Source organism: Mesorhizobium sp. WSM4845 (assembly GCF_055811455.1).
Window position 1 is genome coordinate 217,658 of the sequence record NZ_JBVVQA010000006.1, and the last position, 18,625, is coordinate 236,282.

The following is an 18,625-nucleotide window of genomic DNA, read 5'->3' on the forward strand; positions in this document are numbered from 1 at the left end:
TTTAAACCACCCCGGCACCCCCATTTCCCCCCCCGGGCCCCGCCTATTCCCCCGGGGGCAAAAACCCGGGGGGGGGGGGGGCCCCCCCCCCGGCGGGGGGGGGGGGGGGGGCGGGCGCGGGCCCCCCGTCGCCAGTTCGCGGATGCCGGGCTCGATGTGCTGCAGCGCGATCGAGGAGATGCCGAGCCGCATGAAGCGCGACGGCTTTTCGGTGCGGTCGAAGAAACGGTCGCCGGGCTCGATGATGACGCTGCGCGAGGCGGCGGCCTCGGCCAGCCCGCGCGAATCGGTGCCGCGCGGCCCTTCGAGCCAGAGCGACGCGCCGCCGGCGGAATCGGTCGAGCGCCACTCCGGCAGGAAGGCGGAAATCGCATGGATCAGACGCTTGCGCCGTTCGTCGAAGGCGCTCGACAGCCGCCGCACCAGCGCCTCGTGATGGCCAAGCGACAGGAACAGCGCGACCGCGCGCTGGTTGTTGGCCGGCGGATGACGCAGCATGAAGCGGCGCAGCGCGCGAAGCTCGGAGATCAGCCCGGCCGAGGCGACGATGTAGCCGAGCCTAAGGCCCGGAGCCAGCGTCTTCGACATCGAGCCGACATAGATGACGCGGCCGGAACGGTCGAGGCTCTTCAGCGCCTGCTGCGGCGCCTCGTCCAGAAGCTGGCTGTCATAGCCGTCCTCGATGATGATCTGGTTGTGGCGATTGGCGCGCGCCAGCAAATCCTGCCGGCGCTCCGCCGACAGCGGCACCATGGTCGGGCAATGGTGGCTGGGCGTCACGAAGACGAAGCCGGAATCGTTGGGAATAGAAGCGGTTACAATGCCGGAATGGTCGACCGGGACCGGTGCGACGTCGGCACCCGCCAGCCGGAAGATCGAGCGTGCGTCGGGATAGCCGGGGTCTTCCATGGCCACCTTGGAGCCCTTGGTCATCAGCAGCGTCGCCAGCATGTAGAGCGCGTTCTGCGCGCCGAGCGTGACGATGATCTCATCGGGATTGGCGAAGATGCCGCGCCGCGGCAACAGCCGCGCCTGGATCTGCTCGATCAAAAGCGGATCGTCGCGGTCGACCATGTCGGACGCCCAATTGCGGATCTCGAGCACGGCCAGCGCCATGCGGTTGCACTCGCGCCACTCGGCTGTCGGGAACAGTGCCGGATCGAACTGGCCATAGACGAAGGGGTAGGACGACTTGATCCAGTTGTCGTGCTTGGCCGGCGGCGGCATGTCACTGGCCGCGATCTGCCGGCGCGCCTTCCAGTCGATCTCATTGGCCTGGTCTGGCGCCTTCTGGTGCGGTTTGGCCGGCGTCGCCAGCACGTCCGGATTGACGAAATGGCCGCGCCGTTCGCGCGCCACCAGGAAACCCTGGTCGACGAGCTGCTGGAATGCCAGCACGACGGTGCCGCGCGCCACGCCGAGTTTCTCGGCCAGGATCCGGCAGGACGGAAGCGGCATCGAAGCGGCGATTTGCCGGTCGAGGATGGCGGCGACGATCGCTTGGCGGATCTGCGCCTGCAGGGTCTGGCCGGATTCCGCCGAAATCCGGAACAGGCCGGACCATATGGCCGTGTCGTTTCGCTGTGGCATGGGGATGTTCCTCGATGGCCAGCCTTTTTCACCTGGCTGGACCAGTCGAATGTACCGGTGGCACAAGCTGTTGCGCCAATCAATTTTTCTGATCACTGGGATTTACGCCAGTGATCCTTCCCAAGGGTGACGCAAAGCGTCATCCCGCTGGTGACGCAGCGCGTAATCCCGCTGGTGACGCAAAGCGTCATCCGGCTGCCTGACGCAGCGCGCCATCCCCCGCGTGCCGCGTTGCGTCATCGCTGCCTGACGCAACGCGTCATCGCGGCGCATTGAAACCAGTCGATTTCGGCTAGATAGTTCGGCTCGACGACACGCGCCGGAAACACCCGGTCTGTTATGTTGGCATTTCAAGGCTCGGAGTGAGGCAGTGGATCAATCGTCCTTTCAAAAACAGCTCGACGCCCTGCGCGATCACCGTGCGGCCAAATCGGGCAGCATGCGCGAGGCTTTCGCCGCCGATCCGCAGCGCTTCGAAAAATTCTCCGCCACCGACGGCGACCTGCTGCTCGACTGGTCGAAATGCGCGGTCGATGCGCAGACGATGGATCTGCTCGAGAAGCTGGCGGCAGCCGCCGATCTCGAAGGCCGGCGCGCTGCGATGTTCTCGGGCAAGAAGATCAACGTCACCGAAGGCCGCGCCGTGCTGCACACCGCGCTGCGCAACCTGAACGGCAAGGGCATCGTGCTCGACGGCCAGGACGTGAAGGCGCAGGTTGTCGCCGTGCTCGATGCGATGGGCGGCTTCGCCGATGCCGTGCGCTCCGGCAAGGCGGCCGGCGCCACCGGCAAGAAGATCACCGACATCGTCAACATCGGCATCGGCGGGTCCGACCTTGGCCCGGCCATGGCGACGCTGGCGCTGGCGCCCTATCACGACGGGCCGCGCACGCATTACGTGTCGAACATCGATGGCGCCCATATCCACGACACGCTGAAGGGCCTCTCCGCCGAAACCACGCTGTTCATCGTTGCTTCCAAGACCTTCACCACCATCGAGACGATGACCAATGCCGAGACGGCGCGCGAATGGGTGCAGAAGGCGCTCGGCAAGGAAGCGGTCGGCAAGCATTTCGCCGCCGTCTCGACGGCGCTCGACCTGGTGGCCAAGTTCGGCATTGCGTCCGACCGCGTCTTCGGCTTCTGGGACTGGGTCGGCGGACGCTATTCGGTGTGGGGCGCGATCGGCCTGCCGGTGATGATCGCCGTCGGCCCGAAGAATTTTCGCGCCTTTCTCGATGGCGCGCATGCGATGGACGAACATTTCCAGACGGCGCCGCTGGCCAGCAACCTGCCGGCGCTGATGGGGCTGATCGGCTGGTGGCATCGGGTGATCTGCCAATACCCCGCCCGCGCCGTCATTCCCTACGACCAGCGCCTGTCCAGGCTGCCGGCCTATCTGCAGCAGCTCGATATGGAATCGAACGGCAAGAGCGTCACCCTCGACGGCGGCGCTGTCCAGACGCCGACCGGCCCGCTGGTCTGGGGCGAGCCCGGCACCAATGGCCAGCACGCCTTCTTCCAGCTGCTGCACCAGGGCACCGATTTCATTCCGGTCGAATTCCTCGCCGCAGCCATCGGCCATGAGCCGGATCTCAATCATCACCACGACCTGTTGCTCGCCAACTGCCTGGCGCAGTCGGAGGCGTTCATGAAGGGTCGCACGCTGGAGGAAGCGCGTGCGCAGATGCTGGCAAAGGGCATGGCGCCCACCGAGGTCGACAGGATCGCCCCGCATCGCGTCTTCTCCGGCAACCGGCCCTCGGTGACGATCCTCTACAGACAACTCGATCCGCATACGTTCGGACGGCTGATCGCGCTCTATGAGCACCGCGTCTTCGTCGAGGGCACGCTCTTCAACATCAATTCCTTCGACCAGTGGGGCGTCGAGTTGGGCAAGGAACTAGCGACCGGGCTGCTGCCTGTCGTGGAAGGCAAGGAGAATGCCGCAAAGCGGGACGCTTCGACTGCCGGACTGGTGGGACACATCCATCGATTGCGCGGATCGGAGTAAGCGGCTTGGCCGAGATCAAGGGAATATTGTTCGACAAGGACGGCACCCTTGTCGACTTCAACGCGACGTGGCTCGGCGTTGCCGATTTCATGGCGATGGATGCGGCGGAGGGCGACCGCTGGAAGGCCGACAGGCTGCTTGCCGCGGCGGGCTACGATTTCGCCACCAAACGCTTCAAGCCCGATTCCATCTTTGCCTCCGGCACCAACATGGATGTCGTCGAGCTTTGGTTTCCGCGACTGTCGGATGAAGACCAGATGCTTGCCGTCGCCCGCTTCAACGAGATCACGTCGGTGCAGGGCTCGTCGATGGCGGTGGCGCTGCCGGGCATCGTCGAGACGCTTGGCGTTCTTCACAGGAAATCCTACCGGCTCGGCGTCGCCACCAACGATTCGACCACTGGCGCTGAGAAGACATTGCTCACGCTGGGCGTCGCGCAGCTGTTCGACGCCGCCTATGGTTACGACGCGGTGGCCAATCCGAAACCGGCGCCCGACACGATCCTCGCCTTCTCGGACCTGACCGGCCTGAGGCCTGCCGCGATCGCCGTGGTCGGCGACAATCGCCACGATCTGGAGATGGCGCGGGCCGGCGGCTGCGGTCTGGCGATCGGCGTGCTTTCCGGCACCGGCACGCGGGAATCGCTGTCGCAGATCGCCGACGTCATTCTGGATTCGGTTGCCGATCTGCCCGACTTTCTTTCGGCAAAGGTCAAGGAGACGATCTGAACTCGCCTCCGGGTTGCTCCGGCTCGAACGAGAAGACGCCGCTCGGCTTCGTCGCCGTGCCTTGGCCGACATCCGGCACCTGGTATTCGGCCAGAAGGTGAAGCCGCGAGCGGGGCAAGTAGGCGCGGCCCGGGTCGCCGATCAGCACATTGATGCCGGCGGCCAGGCAGCGGTCGAGGAAGGGGATGACCCGGTCGGCGAGATCTTGCCGGTAAAACAAGTCGCCGGCTGCCACGACGTCCACTGGCGGCGGCGGACCAGCGGTGATGTCCTCGCCGACGACCGTGATTTCGACGCCGTTCGCCGCCGCATTGAGACCGAGCGCGGCGACGCCATTGCGGTCGATCTCGGATGCAATCACTTGGCTGGCGCCGGCCCTTGCCGCGGCGATCCCGACGAGGCCAGACCCGGCGCCGAGATCGAGCACGCGAAGCCCAGCCACGGTCTCCGGCCGATCGAGGATGTAGCGGGCAAGCACCGCGCCGCCGGCCCAGGCATAGGCCCAGTAAGGAGGCTGCGGCTCGGGGCCATCCTCGTCGGCTTCGTTTGCTTCTTCTTCCGGCTCGGCTGCTCGTCCTTGTGGACGCGTCAGCCGCCACAGTCCGCTCGCTGGATGGGCTGCATAAAGCCGGATTTCGGGAAGCGCGGCAACAGGGGCGATACGCATGTTCGCCTTGATGAACGTTAGCGGATCGGGACGGGAAAGCGTATCCGCCGCGTCATCGACAGTAAGGCTATCGGCCAAAATTGTCCCTATTCCCGCCCAAATTCTTCCTATTCCCGCAACGCCCGCCGCAGGATCTTGCCGACCGGCGTCTTCGGCAGTTCGGTCCGAAACTCGATGTATTTTGGCCGCTTGTAACCGGTCAGGTTCTCGCGGCAATAGACAGTCAGCACCTCTGCGGTCAGCGACGGGTCCTTCTTGACGACGAACAGCTTCGGCACTTCGCCTGAATGCTCGTCCGGCACGCCGATCGCGGCCACTTCGAGCACGCCCGGATGCAGCGCCACCACTTCCTCGAGTTCGTTCGGATAGACGTTGAAGCCGGACACAAGGATCATGTCTTTCTTGCGGTCGACGATCTTGGTGAAGCCGCGCTCGTCCATGAAGCCCATGTCGCCCGACTTGAAGAAACCGTCCTTGGTCATCACCTTGGCGGTCTCGTCCGGCCGGTTCCAGTAACCGGCCATCACCTGCGGTCCGCGGATGCAGATCTCGCCGACTTCGCCGGGCGGCAAATCATTGCCGTCTTCGTCGCGGATGGCGATCTCGGTCGAGGGCAGCGGCAGGCCGATCGTGCCGGTGAAGTTGCCGTCGCTGAATGTGTTGGCGGTGGCCACCGGCGAGGTTTCCGAAAGCCCGTAGCCCTCGGTGACCGGGCAGCCGGTCAACGCCTTCCAGCGTTCGGCGACACCCTTCTGCACCGCCATGCCGCCACCCAGCGTCAGGATCAGCGGCCTGAAGTCGAGCTTGCGGAAATCCTCATTGTTGAGCAGCGCGTTGAACAGCGTGTTGAGGCCTGGAAAGATGTGGATCGGGTATTTGCCGAGTTGCTTGACGAAGCCGGGAATGTCGCGCGGATTGGGAATGAGTATGTTCTGGCCACCCAGTTGCATGCCCATCAGCGCGTTCACCGTTAGCGCGAAGATATGATAGAGCGGCAGCGCGCAGATGAAGTTGAGATGCGCCGGCTTGGGCTTGACCGTGAAGGCGTCCTCGATCCACAGCGCGTTCTGCGCGACGTTGGCCAGCACGTTGCTGTGCAGCAGCACCGCGCCCTTCGAGATGCCGGTGGTGCCGCCGGTATATTGCAGGAAGGCGACGTCGTCGGCAGCGACCTTCGCCGGCTTGAAATTCATGCCGGCGGCTGCCTTCAACGCTGCGTTGAACTTGACATGGCCCGGCAGCGACCAGGCCGGCACCATCTTCTTCACGCGGCGCACGACGAGATTGACGATCGTCCCCTTCAGGCCGCCAAGCATGTCGCCCATCGCCGCGACCACGACATGCTTGACCGCCGTTTTGGCGATCACCGCCTGCAAGGTGCTGGCGAAATTCTCGAGAATGACGATGGCTTGCGCGCCGGAATCCTTGAGCTGATGTTCCAGCTCGCGCGGCGTGTAGAGCGGGTTGACGTTGACCATGACATAGCCAGCGCGCAGCACTGCCATCATCGCAACCGGATATTGCAGCACGTTCGGCATCATCAGCGCCACGCGTGCGCCTTTCGGCAGTCCCGTCGATTGCAGATAGGCGCCGAAGGCGGCCGATTGCCGCTCGACTTCAGCATAGGTGATGGTCTTGCCCATGCAGGTAAAGGCAGGCCGGCTGGCGTACTGCTTGCAGACGTCGGCGAGCAGATCGCCGATGGAGCCGAAGGGCAGAGCGCCGATCTCGGCCGGAACGACTTTCGGATAGCTTTTGAGCCAGGGTTTTTCCGGCAATCCGGCGGCAACCACATTCGGCAGCCTTGTGGCCGGACCTGGGTTTGACGTCGATGCAGCCGCTGTCGGTGCCGCCTTCGCCGCTGGTTTGGCGGCGGCGGGCTTTGCGCCACCCTTCGCGGATACATTGGCCTTGGCGGGCACCGCGGCCGCCTTCGGCTTGGCTTTGGCCGTCGGCGCTTTTAGCTTGTCGGGGCTGGCCGGTTTCGCAGCAGTTTTGGCCTTGGCTGTCGCTGGTGCCGTCGTCCTTGGTGTTTTTGCCACTCGTCCCTCCCTCGATTGTTCTTATTGTCTCTGCCTGCTCGCCGCGTCGCCTCCGAATGACAGAGACGTCCTCCACTGCTGCCGGCATCCAGGAAATCCAGCCTGTCATCTATGTATTGCGACTATCGGCAGCCGTGCAAGTCTGCGCCTGCGGCAAGGTGGGAAGAAATCGTCCGCGGCAACGACCAGCCGAAGGTCGCAGTTCCTCACCAACGCCGGGTTGAAGATCAATAAAAAAATGCAGTCGTTAACATTACCGTGATAGGCGGTAATTGACATTTCTTTCTCCTTTTTGGCGAGTGCGCAGAAATAAATTCTGCTTCCCATGGGGTAGGCAAACGGGGTGTTCCAAAGCCGGAAAAACGGTGCTTATATGCGCGCTTCACGAGCCTGATAGAGGGGCTTGGAAGAACATCAGGGAGTCCTCCATGAAAAAGAAACTGACTTTTGCGGCCGCGTTGCTGGCCGCAAGCGTCCTCGGCGGCATGGCCAATGCGAAACAGCTGGTCTACTGCTCGGAGGCGTCGCCGGCCGGCTTCGACCCGTCGCCGTGGAGCGGTGGCAACGATTTCGACGCGTCGTCGCGCACCATCTATTCGCGCCTGGTCGAGTTCGAACACGGCAAGACCACCATCACGCCTGGCCTCGCCGAGAGCTGGACGGTTTCCGACGACGGTCTCGAATACACATTCAAGCTTCGGCCGGGCGTGAAGTTCCAGACCACCGACTACTTCACGCCGACGCGCGATCTCAACGCCGACGACGTGATCTTCTCCTTCGAGCGCCAGTGGAAGAAGGAAAACCCGTGGTTCGACTATCTGGCAGGCACCGGCTGGGAATATTTTGCCGGCATGGGCTTCCCGGATCTTCTCAAGGAAATCGTCAAGGTCGACGACCTGACGGTGAAGTTCGTGCTGAACAAGCCTGAGGTCGCTTTTCTGCCGGATCTCGGCATGGATTTCGCTTCGATCGTCTCCAAGGAATATGCCGACCAGCTCGACAAGGCTGGCACCAGGCAGCAATTCACCCAGAAGCCGATCGGCACCGGTCCGTTCCAGTTCGTCGACTACCAGGTCGACGCGGTCATCCGCTATGCGGCATGGGACGGCTACTATGGCGGCCGCCAGAAGATCGACGATCTGATCTTTGCCATCACCACCGATCCGGCCGTGCGCGCGCAGAAGCTGAAGGCGGGCGAGTGCGATATCATGTCGTACCCGGCGCCGGCCGACATTGCCGGCCTGAAAGCCGACCCGAACCTCAAGGTCGACGAGCAGGAAGGCCTGAACATCGGCTACATGGCCTACAACACGACGCAGGCGCCCTTCGACAAGGTCGAGGTCCGCAAGGCCCTCAACATGGCCGTCAACAAGCAGGCCATTCTCGATGCCGTCTATCAGGGCGCTGGCCAGGCGGCGATAAACCCGATCCCGCCGACGATGTGGTCCTATAACAAGGAGGTCAAGGACGATCCCTACGATCCCGACGCGGCCAAGAAGATGCTGACTGATGCCGGCGTCACGGATCTGTCGATGAAGATCTGGGCAATGCCGGTCAGCCGCCCGTACAATCCGAATGCCCAACGGGTCGCGGAACTGATCCAGGCCGACTACGCCAAGATCGGCGTGAAGGCCGAGATCGTCAGCTACGAATGGACCGAGTATCGCGAACGCGGCAAGCAGAAGGACCGTGACGGGGCCTTCCAGCTCGGCTGGACCGGCGACAATGGCGACCCGGACAACTTCCTGTTCCTGCTCGGCTGCGATGCCATCGGCCAGTCCAACTATGCGATCTGGTGCAACCAGGAGTTCGAAGCCCTCCTGCAGAAGGGCAAGGCGACCACGGACGTCGCCGAGCGCACCAAGATCTACGAGGAGGCTCAGGTCGTGTTCAAGCGTGAGGCGCCGTGGCTGACCATCGCCCATTCCAAGGTCTTCATGCCGATGAACAAGAAAGTTACGGGCTTCGTCATGGATCCGCTCGGCATCCACCGGTTTGACGGCGTCGACGTCGCCGAATAACTGCTGAGAAATAGAACGGCGACGCTGGACTTAAAGCGCCGCCGTTCTATGAAGCAAGATGCTCCGCTATCTCCTCCACAAGCTCGCCTTGATCATCCCGACCGTGTTCGGCATATCGCTGGCGGCGTTCGCTTTCGTCCGGCTTTTGCCGGGCGACCCGATCACGGCCCTGGCCGGCGAGCGCGGCGTCAGCCCGGAACGCTACGCCGAGCTTGTCGAGCGGTTTGGCTACAACCGGCCCTATGTCGTCCAGTATCTCGAGTATATCGGCAGGGTCCTGACCGGCGACTTCGGCATATCGCTCGCCACCAAGCGGCCGGTGCTCGGTGAATTCCAAGCGCTGTTTCCGGCGACGCTGGAACTGGCGACGATCGCGCTGATCATCGCCGTGCTCATCGGCATTCCCGCCGGCATCTTCGCCGCGGTCAAGCGCGGATCCTGGTTCGACCAGGCGACGATGGGCGTGGCGCTGACCGGCTATTCGATGCCGATCTTCTGGTGGGGACTGCTGCTCATCATCTTCTTCTCCGGCTATCTCGGCTGGACGCCGGTTTCCGGCCGCATCGGCCTTCAATATTTCTTCAAGCCGACGACGGGGTTCATGCTGATCGACAGCCTGATCTCCGGCAAGAGCGGCGCTTTCAGGTCCGCCGCCAGTCATCTTGTCCTGCCGGCGATCGTGCTGGCGACAATCCCGCTCGCCGTCATAGCGCGCCAGACGCGGTCGGCGATGCTGGAGGTGCTGGGCGAAGACTATGTCCGCACCGCCCGCGCCAAGGGCCTGGCGCCGCGTCGCGTCATCGGGCTCCACGCTTTTCGCAATGCGCTGATCCCCGTCGTCACCACCATCGGCCTGCAGGTCGGCACGCTGATGGCGGGCGCCATCCTGACCGAAACGATCTTTTCCTGGCCCGGTATCGGCAAGTGGATGATCGACGCGATCGCCAAGCGCGACTATGTTGTCGTCCAGAGCGGCTTGCTGATCATCGCGTTGATCGTCATGGCGGTGAACCTGATCGTCGACGTGCTCTACGCCGTCATCAACCCACGTATCCGGGTGCAGTGAGATGACCGACCAAACCACGGCAGAAGCCACCGCCGCCTCCATTCCGACCGGCGGCCGGCAACGCGCCTTCACCGAGTTCTGGCATTACTACTCGATGAACACCGGCGCCGTCATCGGCCTGGTCGTGTTCACTGCGCTGGTGCTGGTGGCGATCTTCGCGCCGTTGGTCGCGCCGCATTCGCCTGACGAACAGTTCCGCGATGCGCTGCTGGCGCCGCCGGCCTGGCAGGAGGGCGGCAGATCGACGTTCCTGCTCGGCACCGACGCCGTTGGCCGCGACATGCTTTCGCGGCTGATTTTCGGGGCTCGGTTCTCGCTGTTCATCGGTCTGGTCGTCGTTGTTTTCTCGCTGACCAGCGGTATCGTCCTCGGCGTGCTCGCCGGCTATTTCCGCGGCTGGGTCGATACGCTGATCATGCGCGTCATGGACGTCATCCTGGCCTTCCCGTCGCTGCTGCTTGCCCTGGTTCTGGTGGCGATCCTCGGACCCGGCCTGTTCAACGCCATGCTGGCGATCGCGCTGGTGCTGCAGCCGCATTTCGCGCGGCTCACCCGTGCGGCGGTGATGGCCGAAAAGAACCGCGAATATGTGATCTCCGCCAAGGTGGCCGGTGCCAGCCATCTCAGGCTGATGGTGAAGACAATCCTGCCGAACTGCATGGCGCCGCTGATCGTGCAGGCGACGCTGTCCTTCTCCAACGCCATTCTCGAGGCCGCGGCTCTTGGCTTCCTTGGCGTCGGCGCGCAGCCGCCAACCCCGGAATGGGGCACCATGCTGGCCACGGCGCGCGAGTTCATCCTGCGCGCGCCATGGGTGGTGACCTTCCCCGGCCTTGCCATCCTGATCACGGTGCTTGCGATCAACCTGATCGGCGATGGCCTGCGCGATGCCTTCGACCCCAAGCTGAAGAGGTCGTGACCATGCCTCTTCTCGAGATCAAGAACCTCATCGTGTCGTTTGATACCGCCGCCGGACCTTTCATGGCCGTGCAAGGCATCGACCTGTCGATCGAGCCGCGCGAGGTGCTGGCGATCGTCGGCGAATCCGGCTCCGGCAAATCGGTGGCGATGCTGGCGGTGATGGGGCTGTTGCCGAACACGGCGACGGTAAAGGCCGATCGCATGGCCTTCGACGGCATCGACCTGCTTGAGCTCAGCCCGTCCGAGCGCCGCAAGATCGTCGGCAAGGACATCTCGATGATCTTCCAGGAGCCGATCGCCAGCCTGAACCCGTGCTTCACCGCCGGCTTCCAGATCGAGGAGGTGCTGCGCTTCCATTTGGGCATGGACCGCGCCCAGCGCCGGGCCCGAGCCATCGAACTGATGAAGCTGGTCGGCATCGCCGATCCGGAAGAGCGGCTGAACTCGTTCCCGCACCAGATGTCGGGCGGCCAGTGCCAGCGCGTCATGATTGCCATCGCCATCGCCTGCAATCCCAAGCTGCTGATCGCCGACGAGCCGACCACCGCGCTCGACGTCACCATCCAGAAGCAGATCCTCGATCTTTTGGTCGGCCTGCAAGCCAAATACGGCATGGGGCTGATCATGATCACCCACAATATGGGCGTCGTCGCCGAGACAGCCGACCGCGTCATCGTCCAGTACAAGGGCCGCAAGATGGAAGAGGCCGACGTTCTGTCGCTGTTCGAGCAGCCGAAGAGCAACTACACGCGCGCGCTGCTGTCGGCGCTGCCGGAGAACGCCGTCGGCGACCGGCTGCCGACCATTTCCGACATGCTGTTCGAACCGGCCCCCTCTGCTGCTGGAGCCGGGCGTGCTGCGGGAGCCGCGTCATGAGCGTGACGGTTCTCGAAGGCAAGAACATCGTGCGCGACTACCATGTCGGCGGCGGCCTGTTTCGTCCCTCGCGCACGGTGCATGCGGTCAAGGGCGTTTCGTTCAGCGTCGAAAAGGGCAAGACGCTGGCCGTCGTCGGCGAAAGCGGCTGCGGCAAGTCGACGCTCGCACGTATCATCACGCTGATCGATCCGGCGACAGCGGGCGAACTCTTCATCGACGGCAACAAGGTCGACATCGCCAAAAATGGGCTGACGAAGGAGATGCGTCGCAAGGTGCAGATCGTCTTCCAGAACCCCTATGGTTCGCTCAATCCGCGCCAGAAGATCGGCGACGTGCTGGGCGAGCCGCTGCTCATCAACACCGACACGCCAGCCGACGAACGGCGCGATCTCGCCATGAAGATGCTGAAGAAGGTCGGCCTTGGACCGGAGCACTACAACCGCTATCCGCACATGTTCTCGGGCGGCCAGCGCCAGCGCATCGCCATTGCCCGCGCGCTGATGCTCAATCCGAGCCTTTTGGTGCTCGACGAGCCGGTCTCGGCGCTCGATCTGTCGGTGCAGGCGCAGGTGCTCAACCTGCTCGCCGACCTGCAGGACGAGTTCGAGCTGACCTATGTCTTCATCAGCCACGACCTGTCGGTGGTGCGCTACATCGCCGACGAGGTGATGGTCATGTATTATGGCGAGGCCGTCGAATACGGCTCGCGCGACGAGGTCTTTGCCGACCCCAAGCACAGCTACACCAAAACGCTGTTCGCGGCGACGCCGCGCGCCGACGTCGCCAGCATCAAGGCGAGGCTGGCGAAGAAGAAGGCCGCCTGACGCCGCAATTGCGGTACCCAGCCCATGCTGAGGTTCAGGGCGCCGGCTGATCAAAGACTACAGCGACGGCGATTCCTACGGAATGCAGTGCTTCTCGACGTCACGCGCGGTGAACTCTGCTGCTCGCCGCCATGCTTCGTCGGTATCTCCCCGGTAAGTCAGGTATCGATCGCAGACAGGTTTGTTGTTGCTCAAATCCAGCACTGCAAATTTCACCCAGCCGACCAGCGTGCTCATCTTGTGCACCTGACCGATCAGGAGATATTTCGCGCTGGCTGTTTTTGCCTGTTTCGAGAGATCGACAAGGCCGGGGTCCTTGATGGTGCACTGTTCTGCCTGACAGGGTAACGCGACCAGCTTGATCTTCTCCGAAAGGCCATCCTGCAACGTAACGCCAAATGCCTTCAGTCGCGCTTCGTGTTCGGCGGTCTGGTCCCTGACTTCGCCTGATGTATCCCTGAACTCGAAATCCGCGACGGCGAGGGTCGCTGGCTCGACGACATCGGCAAAAGCGGCCGGCGCAAGTAGACCAGCGACCATCAGGATCAGGAAAAATTGTCCGCACTCAAAAAGTCGAAATCGAACTTCCGCACTTTGCACCTTGAGCATCTCGTTTCTCCGAGGTTAGGACGATACCCATCCCAATGACGGTGCCGATTTGTCTCTTCGCGCTGCTGGAAGATGCGGAAGCGGGCGCAGACTACCCGGTTGCGTCGCGACGTCAACTTTCAACCTGTTACTGGGTGGACTCCACCTCCGCCACAACCAGCTTGCCTTTGGCGCGCGAGATTTCGAGTGCCTGGCCGGCCCCTGCCAACGCGCCCGGGACCGAGATCACGAACGCCTGGCCCTCGCTGAGGGTCGCGACGAAGCGTACTGGCAGGTTTTCTTCGCCCGCCGCCATCGTGGTGACCACCCGGTAGCCGTCATCCGCCTCCGTGTAGTAGACGACGCCATGAAAATTGCCGAGATCAACGGTCCCACCCTGACGGGCCGTGAGTTCGCCGGCAGAAGCGGAACCGGCCACGACGCAAAGCGCTGCAAGTGCTGTGTATCTGAACATGGTGTTTCTCTCCATTTGGAATTGTCGTTTGGGTGGGTGGTCGCCTGCGGCTGCATCCCCAAAAATTACGCGGCGAGCTGATCCTCACGGGCAGCCGCGATCATCACGCTGGCGAGCAACCCGTAGGCCGCCTCCCAGGCCTCGCGGACAGCCGGCGTAAAAGCCGTGCCGAGGCCGGCCGCCAGCGTCTCGATGAGCGCTTGCCCGACGATCGGGTAATGACGCTCCTCGACGCCGTAGGTCACGTGACGCTTGGCGAGCACGCGCACCGTCGGCAGGATGGTGTCGGCGCGTTCCAGTCCATGCACGACGAAGCCGAGGCTCGCCATCAGCTTGGCGCCTTGCTTGGTCATGTCTGTCACCGGAAACAGCGCGCGAAGATCCGCGTCGATCGCGAACAGGCGCTCGTAGAACAGCGCGGCGGCGGCCACGCGGATCGGCACGATCTCGCGAAAACTGTCCTGGACAAGTCTGGTCTGGTCGGGTGTCATCGGCGACGCTCCTGCGTTCCTGGTCTTGCGGCGACCATCACCCCAAAGCGTTTCGCATGCATGTCGCCTGCGCCTGGATGTGTTTCAGTTGTGTCTCAATTGGTTTCAGTTCGCGCTCATTTGTCTTCTTTATCTAGAGGCATGCCGAGAGTGCCAGGCCGAACTCTCGCCGACCTCGACCTGGCCATAGCTGAAAAACCTGGCGCGGCGCCAGCTTGGAACTGCATCGGTAGTCGGTCATTATATCGGAGAGCCGGCGGCTCCTCCCCTATGCCTCCGTTCGGATGGAGAAATCATGCTGCGGATATTCATTGCTTCGTCTTTTCTTCTCGCCTTCGGTGCCCCCTCGACCACGCTCGCGCAGGGCAGCAGCATCGAGAGCGAGACAGGCCGCGTTGCGGTCGAGACCTTTGCCGAAGGGCTTGAGCATCCCTGGGGCGCGACTTACCTGCCCGACGGCGCGCTGCTGGTCACCGAGCGTCCGGGGCGGCTGCGGCTTGTCTTGACCGACGGAGCCGTTTCCGGTCCGATCGACGGTGTGCCGGACGTCCTTGCCAGCGGACAAGGCGGTCTGCTGGATGTGGCGCTCGATCCGGACTTTGCCAACAACCGAACGGTTTATCTCTCCTATTCGGAGGAACGCGGCGGCGGCGCGGCCACCTCGGTCGGCCGTGGACGCCTGGACGAGAACGGCAGCGCGCTTTCGAACTTCGAAGTGATCTTCCGGCAGGAACCAGCCGTATCCAGCCGGCTGCACTACGGCTCCCGCCTGGTATTCGCGCCGGATGGCAAGCTCTTCGTCACGCTCGGTGAGCGCGGCAAGATGCGAGAGGCGCAGGACCCGAACAATCATCTCGGCACGATCGTCCGCATCAACCCCGATGGTTCCGTGCCTGACGACAATCCCTTCGTCGGCAAGGACGGCGCCGACGAGATCTGGTCCTACGGCCATCGCAATGTGCAAAGTGCTGCGCTCCATCCCCAAACCGGCGTGCTCTGGACGGCGGAAATGGGACCGCTCGGCGGCGATGAGCTGAACATTCCGCAAGCGGGCAGGAATCACGGCTGGCCCGTGGTCAGCTGGGGCCGGCACTATTCGGGCGAACGCATCCCCGAACCGTCGACGCGGCCGGAGTTTGCCGACTCCATCCATAGCTGGACGCCCGTCATCTCGCCTTCTGGCATGACCTTCTACACCGGCGACATGTTTGCCGATTGGCGAGGCGACCTCTTGATTGGCGGACTGTCGGCGGAAGGTATCGTTCGTGTCAGGATCGACGGAAAGCAGGTCGCCGGCGAGGAAGTCCTCGCTCTCGGCAGGCGTATCCGGGACGTGGTGCAGGCTCCCGACGGCGCGGTCATGGCGTTGACCGACGAACCAGCGGGAAAGATATTGCGACTGACGCCGGGAGCGTCGCAGTGATGCCGCGCGGTGCGACAGGCGCGTTTTCTGAACTGGTCGCTCTACCCTCGGAATCCCGCTAAGCCTTGAGAAATATTAGCGTCGCTTAGTGACGCGAAGACCTGAGTGAAATTCAAAAGTCCTGCATTTGCCACAGAAATTGCTGATTTTGTTGCGCTCTGCGTGACGCTGAACTCATTCGAGGACGGGATTAGACTGCGGCCCGGCGAAGTGGGTCCGAATATTCTGTCCGGCTTCTTTAGAAAGCTAAAGGCCAGTTCTCCGCGCGGCAGTCGCGACCTTGGCCGACAAATCGCCCGACAGTGCAGCTGCGAGCCTGACGGGTGCGCCTGTAGCGGCAACGCTAGCCAACTACCCGACAGCCTTATGTCCAGGTGCATGACTGAAGCGGCCGGTGCCGGTGGTCGTCGGTACCTCGGCGAGCACGCCTCATGTACTGTCTAGATTTGCCGGCCTAGCCGGTCCTGTGGGCGTAGCTAATGACGTTCTTTGTCTTCTTGCACGTGGAGCAGACCTCTTTTCGTCGGCTGAATCCGAATGCGCAGGCAAGCTCTCGTGTCTTGTGATTGGCGTGCTGGCGAATTGACAGTTTGATACTGTCCGCAATGCAGTCGTCGCAAACGGCGCGGGGAGCTTTCCCTTGGATGAACTCCCGTACAGTGTCCAAGACCGTCATGTGCTATCCATTGCTTGAGGGGCTACAGCTGCAGTTTGAGTTTCAAAGACTTCCGGGAGCGGCAGGGCTGCCGAGCCTGTCCCATGCTTCTTGATACTGAGGAAGCGCATAGGACTTTGGCTGTAGCCAATACGATATCGTGCCAGTTGCACTCATTCCCCGATGCGCTGCGGCTTTCACTTCGTCCTTCGTGAGGACATAGCACGTTGGTGCTGCGGTGTTCGCATTGATCGTTACAACCCACCAATCTGAGCGAAGGGTGTCCAGCGAACCACCCAGCGGCACTGGGTCTTTCTTCGATCCATTACTCTTTAGGGGCCGCAACGCCCGTCGCGGGCGGCAGGCCGGGTTGTTGTTGTTCGGGAGTTATGTCGGCAGTCGTGCGCGCTGGGGCACCAGCGTAACAGGCCACATCGGCGATTTGCTTAGGGTTGCGGGACCACGCCGCCGAGCGATATCCCAGCTCGGCGAAGAATCGCGCGGCCCATCCACCGATACGCCCAGCCCCAAGGATAACGATGCCGGTCTCGCTGATCTTCCGTGGCGCGATGGGGCGCCATCTCTTCTGGGTCTGTTGGACAGCATATTCAAATACATGGCGTTGCTGGCACAGTACTCTGAGAACAATGTACTGCACAACCTCCGAGGCAAGTTCGCGGGTCGCCAAACGTACGACGCCAACGCCCGCAGGCAGCTCACCCAGTTGCAAGCCGTCTATGCCCGCGCCGAGATAGGCAACTGCACGCAATCGCGTCATACCTTCAAAAAACCCGCGCGGCGTACCCTTATCGATCAGCACCAAGTCAATGTCGCCGGGATCGCCGTGATGGGGCCATAATCGGAAGTCGAGGCCAGAAACGCGCGCCTTGAGAGATCGCGCCCACTCCCCCGCGTCGATATAGTCGGGATAATCATTCACCATCAGTAAAGTGAGCGCTTTCACCATTACCTCCCAAACACTCTGTTCGACGTACATCAGCCGGAATGGATCGAAGCGGCTATCCGGGCACGCCAGCCATGTGCATCGCCTCTGCGAAGTGATCACGATCTTCTTGACGGCGGAATGGGTTGTTGTCGAGCAGAAGCTGGATGCATCCTTTGGCTGCTTGCTCAACGCCCCCCGGCCTTGCTTTCAGCCTCGCTACTGCTTTTTCCGCCCATAACTTTGCCTCGGCAAGCCTATCAAGCTTGGCAAGTATAGCTGCGCCGAAAAAGGTCGAATCGATAAAGTAGTCGGGGACTCTGATCCGCGCGGCTAGGGCCTCGGGATACCGCCTTGCGGTAAATAGGGCAGTCGCCTGAAAGGCGATATACCAATCGGCGTATCGTGGATTGAGACGCATTGCCGCTTCGCCGCAGGCAACCGCCTTTTCCCCGTCTCCATACATTGCGAGCATGTAGCTGGCATTGGCGAGGCTGTCGGCATCGTTAGGGTTGAGCATGATGGCACGATCCACATGTTTCTTCATGCGCTCATAGTCGCCGCGATAGAGGCAAGGCCATGCCAGCGCGATGTGGGCTTGATAATCGGCTTCATCGAGCGCGAGACCCGTTTGGCGCAATCAAAGGCCATGTCATAAGCGCCTCTACCTTCTGCCGCAATTAGCAAATCAAGCGCTTCCATCTGGTAGGTCACCGCTAAACCGGAGTAGGCGCGCGAAAAGCTTGGGTCTGTGGCAGCAGCCTTTTCGAAGTGTTGGCGCGCTTCAAGATTGTTCTGACCCACCGTCCACAAGAGACGTTTGCCGCGCAACCAATGATCATAGGCGATGAGGTTTTCAGGCTGCTTACGCTTAGCCCGCTCCAAGGAAACGTCTTCGAGGCCCACCGCCAGCATGCCCACGATCCTCTGGGTTATCTCGTCCTGAACCGCAAACATATCGGCAATTTCTCGATCATAGCGCTCCGCCCAGATGTGGCTGCCGGTCTCAGCGTCGATGAGCTGCGCGGTGATGCGCAGACGATTCCCGGCGCGACGAACGCTTCCCTCGAGTACATAGGTCACGCCCAAGTCGCGTGCCACGTCGGGGATCTTCATCGTCCGTGCCTTGTAGGTGAAAGAGGAATTCCGGGCGATGACGGACAACGACCGAAAGCGCGAAAGTTCGGTAATGATGTCCTCTGTGATGCCGTCGGAGAAGTACTCCTGCTCTGGATCGCCGCTCATATTGACAAACGGCAAGACGGCGATCCACGGCTTATCGGGTAGCGACAGTGCGC

The 18,625-nt window shown here is 62.4% G+C and carries 17 protein-coding genes; 8 read left to right on the top strand and 9 right to left on the bottom strand.

The genetic code is table 11. The annotated features are described in order from the left end of the window. A partial coding sequence (gene pdxR / locus AC0L2C_RS10050; protein ID WP_473523282.1) for a MocR-like pyridoxine biosynthesis transcription factor PdxR occupies positions 1–1,590 on the bottom strand: 1,590 nt, incomplete at its 3' end. A gap of 370 nt (positions 1,591–1,960) precedes the next feature. Between pdxR and pgi the strand changes: the two genes are divergently transcribed. Continuing rightward, positions 1,961–3,604 (top strand): glucose-6-phosphate isomerase, encoded by a 1,644-nt coding sequence (pgi, locus tag AC0L2C_RS10055; RefSeq protein ID WP_023802892.1) that lies wholly within the window; start codon positions 1,961–1,963, stop codon positions 3,602–3,604. Between the two features lie 5 nt (positions 3,605–3,609). Beyond that, on the top strand, positions 3,610–4,332 hold the full coding sequence (locus AC0L2C_RS10060) for an HAD family hydrolase (RefSeq protein ID WP_023802893.1): 723 nt from the start codon (positions 3,610–3,612) through the stop codon (positions 4,330–4,332). On the opposite strand, the gene AC0L2C_RS10065 is transcribed toward AC0L2C_RS10060, so the two are convergent. Both AC0L2C_RS10065 and AC0L2C_RS10070 read right to left on the bottom strand, forming a co-directional pair. Beyond that, on the bottom strand, positions 4,316–5,077 hold the full coding sequence (locus AC0L2C_RS10065; RefSeq protein WP_473480047.1) for a class I SAM-dependent methyltransferase: 762 nt from the start codon (positions 5,075–5,077) through the stop codon (positions 4,316–4,318). The genes AC0L2C_RS10060 and AC0L2C_RS10065 overlap by 17 nt on opposite strands. Positions 5,078–5,106: 29 nt before the next feature. Beyond that, positions 5,107–7,041: a long-chain fatty acid--CoA ligase gene (locus AC0L2C_RS10070; RefSeq protein WP_128168287.1), complete on the bottom strand. Its 1,935-nt coding sequence runs from the start codon at positions 7,039–7,041 to the stop codon at positions 5,107–5,109. 428 nt (positions 7,042–7,469) lie between these two features. Here AC0L2C_RS10070 and AC0L2C_RS10075 point away from each other — a divergent pair, with 428 nt between their 5' ends. The 5 genes from AC0L2C_RS10075 to AC0L2C_RS10095 are packed head-to-tail and all read left to right on the top strand — an operon-like array spanning position 7,470 to position 12,752. Next, complete coding sequence (locus AC0L2C_RS10075) at positions 7,470–9,062, top strand: ABC transporter substrate-binding protein (RefSeq protein ID WP_023802896.1); 1,593 nt, start codon at positions 7,470–7,472, stop codon at positions 9,060–9,062. A 58-nt stretch (positions 9,063–9,120) separates the two neighbouring features. After that, positions 9,121–10,128 (top strand): ABC transporter permease subunit, encoded by a 1,008-nt coding sequence (locus AC0L2C_RS10080; RefSeq protein WP_023802897.1) that lies wholly within the window; start codon positions 9,121–9,123, stop codon positions 10,126–10,128. A gap of 1 nt (position 10,129) precedes the next feature. Beyond that, positions 10,130–11,047, top strand: a complete 918-nt coding sequence (locus AC0L2C_RS10085) for an ABC transporter permease subunit (protein ID WP_023802898.1) — start codon at positions 10,130–10,132, stop codon at positions 11,045–11,047. 2 nt (positions 11,048–11,049) lie between these two features. After that, a complete protein-coding gene (locus tag AC0L2C_RS10090; protein WP_287239230.1) occupies positions 11,050–11,925 on the top strand; it encodes an ABC transporter ATP-binding protein in 876 nt (291 codons plus the stop codon). Beyond that, positions 11,922–12,752 carry a dipeptide ABC transporter ATP-binding protein gene (locus AC0L2C_RS10095; RefSeq protein ID WP_128244421.1) on the top strand — a complete coding sequence of 277 codons (831 nt, stop codon included), beginning with the start codon at positions 11,922–11,924 and terminating at the stop codon, positions 12,750–12,752. The genes AC0L2C_RS10090 and AC0L2C_RS10095 overlap by 4 nt, the downstream gene beginning before the upstream one ends. A gap of 75 nt (positions 12,753–12,827) precedes the next feature. On the opposite strand, the gene AC0L2C_RS10100 is transcribed toward AC0L2C_RS10095, so the two are convergent. The 3 genes from AC0L2C_RS10100 to AC0L2C_RS10110 all read right to left on the bottom strand — a co-directional run bounded on the left by AC0L2C_RS10100 (position 12,828) and on the right by AC0L2C_RS10110 (position 14,306). Next, complete coding sequence (locus AC0L2C_RS10100; RefSeq protein WP_287066902.1) at positions 12,828–13,361, bottom strand: DUF2380 domain-containing protein; 534 nt, start codon at positions 13,359–13,361, stop codon at positions 12,828–12,830. 127 nt (positions 13,362–13,488) lie between these two features. Continuing rightward, positions 13,489–13,815, bottom strand: a complete 327-nt coding sequence (locus tag AC0L2C_RS10105; RefSeq protein ID WP_027151640.1) for a hypothetical protein — start codon at positions 13,813–13,815, stop codon at positions 13,489–13,491. A gap of 65 nt (positions 13,816–13,880) precedes the next feature. Beyond that, the gene (locus tag AC0L2C_RS10110) at positions 13,881–14,306 is read right to left on the bottom strand and encodes a globin family protein (protein ID WP_128244419.1); all 426 of its coding nucleotides are present in this window, start codon (positions 14,304–14,306) and stop codon (positions 13,881–13,883) included. Positions 14,307–14,601: 295 nt separating this feature from the next. Between AC0L2C_RS10110 and AC0L2C_RS10115 the strand changes: the two genes are divergently transcribed. Next, on the top strand, positions 14,602–15,729 hold the full coding sequence (locus AC0L2C_RS10115) for a PQQ-dependent sugar dehydrogenase (protein ID WP_128244418.1): 1,128 nt from the start codon (positions 14,602–14,604) through the stop codon (positions 15,727–15,729). Between the two features lie 980 nt (positions 15,730–16,709). On the opposite strand, the gene AC0L2C_RS10120 is transcribed toward AC0L2C_RS10115, so the two are convergent. The 3 genes from AC0L2C_RS10120 to AC0L2C_RS10130 are packed head-to-tail and all read right to left on the bottom strand — an operon-like array spanning position 16,710 to position 18,587. Next, positions 16,710–17,348, bottom strand: a complete 639-nt coding sequence (locus AC0L2C_RS10120) for an NAD(P)-dependent oxidoreductase (RefSeq protein WP_473523283.1) — start codon at positions 17,346–17,348, stop codon at positions 16,710–16,712. A gap of 55 nt (positions 17,349–17,403) precedes the next feature. Further along, the gene (locus AC0L2C_RS10125) at positions 17,404–17,874 is read right to left on the bottom strand and encodes a hypothetical protein (RefSeq protein ID WP_473523284.1); all 471 of its coding nucleotides are present in this window, start codon (positions 17,872–17,874) and stop codon (positions 17,404–17,406) included. Continuing rightward, a complete protein-coding gene (locus tag AC0L2C_RS10130; protein WP_473523285.1) occupies positions 17,871–18,587 on the bottom strand; it encodes a hypothetical protein in 717 nt (238 codons plus the stop codon). The genes AC0L2C_RS10125 and AC0L2C_RS10130 overlap by 4 nt, the downstream gene beginning before the upstream one ends. Positions 18,588–18,625: the final 38 nt, after the last annotated feature.

Bases quoted from the DNA above. Each gene is read 5' to 3' on its own strand.
- AC0L2C_RS10100 (WP_287066902.1), bottom strand. From the start codon at position 13,361: ATGCTCAAGGTGCAAAGTGCGGAAGTTCGATTTCGACTTTTTGAGTGC.
- AC0L2C_RS10095 (WP_128244421.1), top strand. From the start codon at position 11,922: ATGAGCGTGACGGTTCTCGAAGGCAAGAACATCGTGCGCGACTACCAT.
- AC0L2C_RS10090 (WP_287239230.1), top strand. From the start codon at position 11,050: ATGCCTCTTCTCGAGATCAAGAACCTCATCGTGTCGTTTGATACCGCC.
- AC0L2C_RS10110 (WP_128244419.1), bottom strand. From the start codon at position 14,306: ATGACACCCGACCAGACCAGACTTGTCCAGGACAGTTTTCGCGAGATC.
- AC0L2C_RS10075 (WP_023802896.1), top strand. From the start codon at position 7,470: ATGAAAAAGAAACTGACTTTTGCGGCCGCGTTGCTGGCCGCAAGCGTC.
- AC0L2C_RS10115 (WP_128244418.1), top strand. From the start codon at position 14,602: ATGCTGCGGATATTCATTGCTTCGTCTTTTCTTCTCGCCTTCGGTGCC.
- AC0L2C_RS10080 (WP_023802897.1), top strand. From the start codon at position 9,121: ATGCTCCGCTATCTCCTCCACAAGCTCGCCTTGATCATCCCGACCGTG.
- AC0L2C_RS10105 (WP_027151640.1), bottom strand. From the start codon at position 13,815: ATGTTCAGATACACAGCACTTGCAGCGCTTTGCGTCGTGGCCGGTTCC.
- AC0L2C_RS10085 (WP_023802898.1), top strand. From the start codon at position 10,130: ATGACCGACCAAACCACGGCAGAAGCCACCGCCGCCTCCATTCCGACC.
- AC0L2C_RS10125 (WP_473523284.1), bottom strand. From the start codon at position 17,874: ATGAAGAAACATGTGGATCGTGCCATCATGCTCAACCCTAACGATGCC.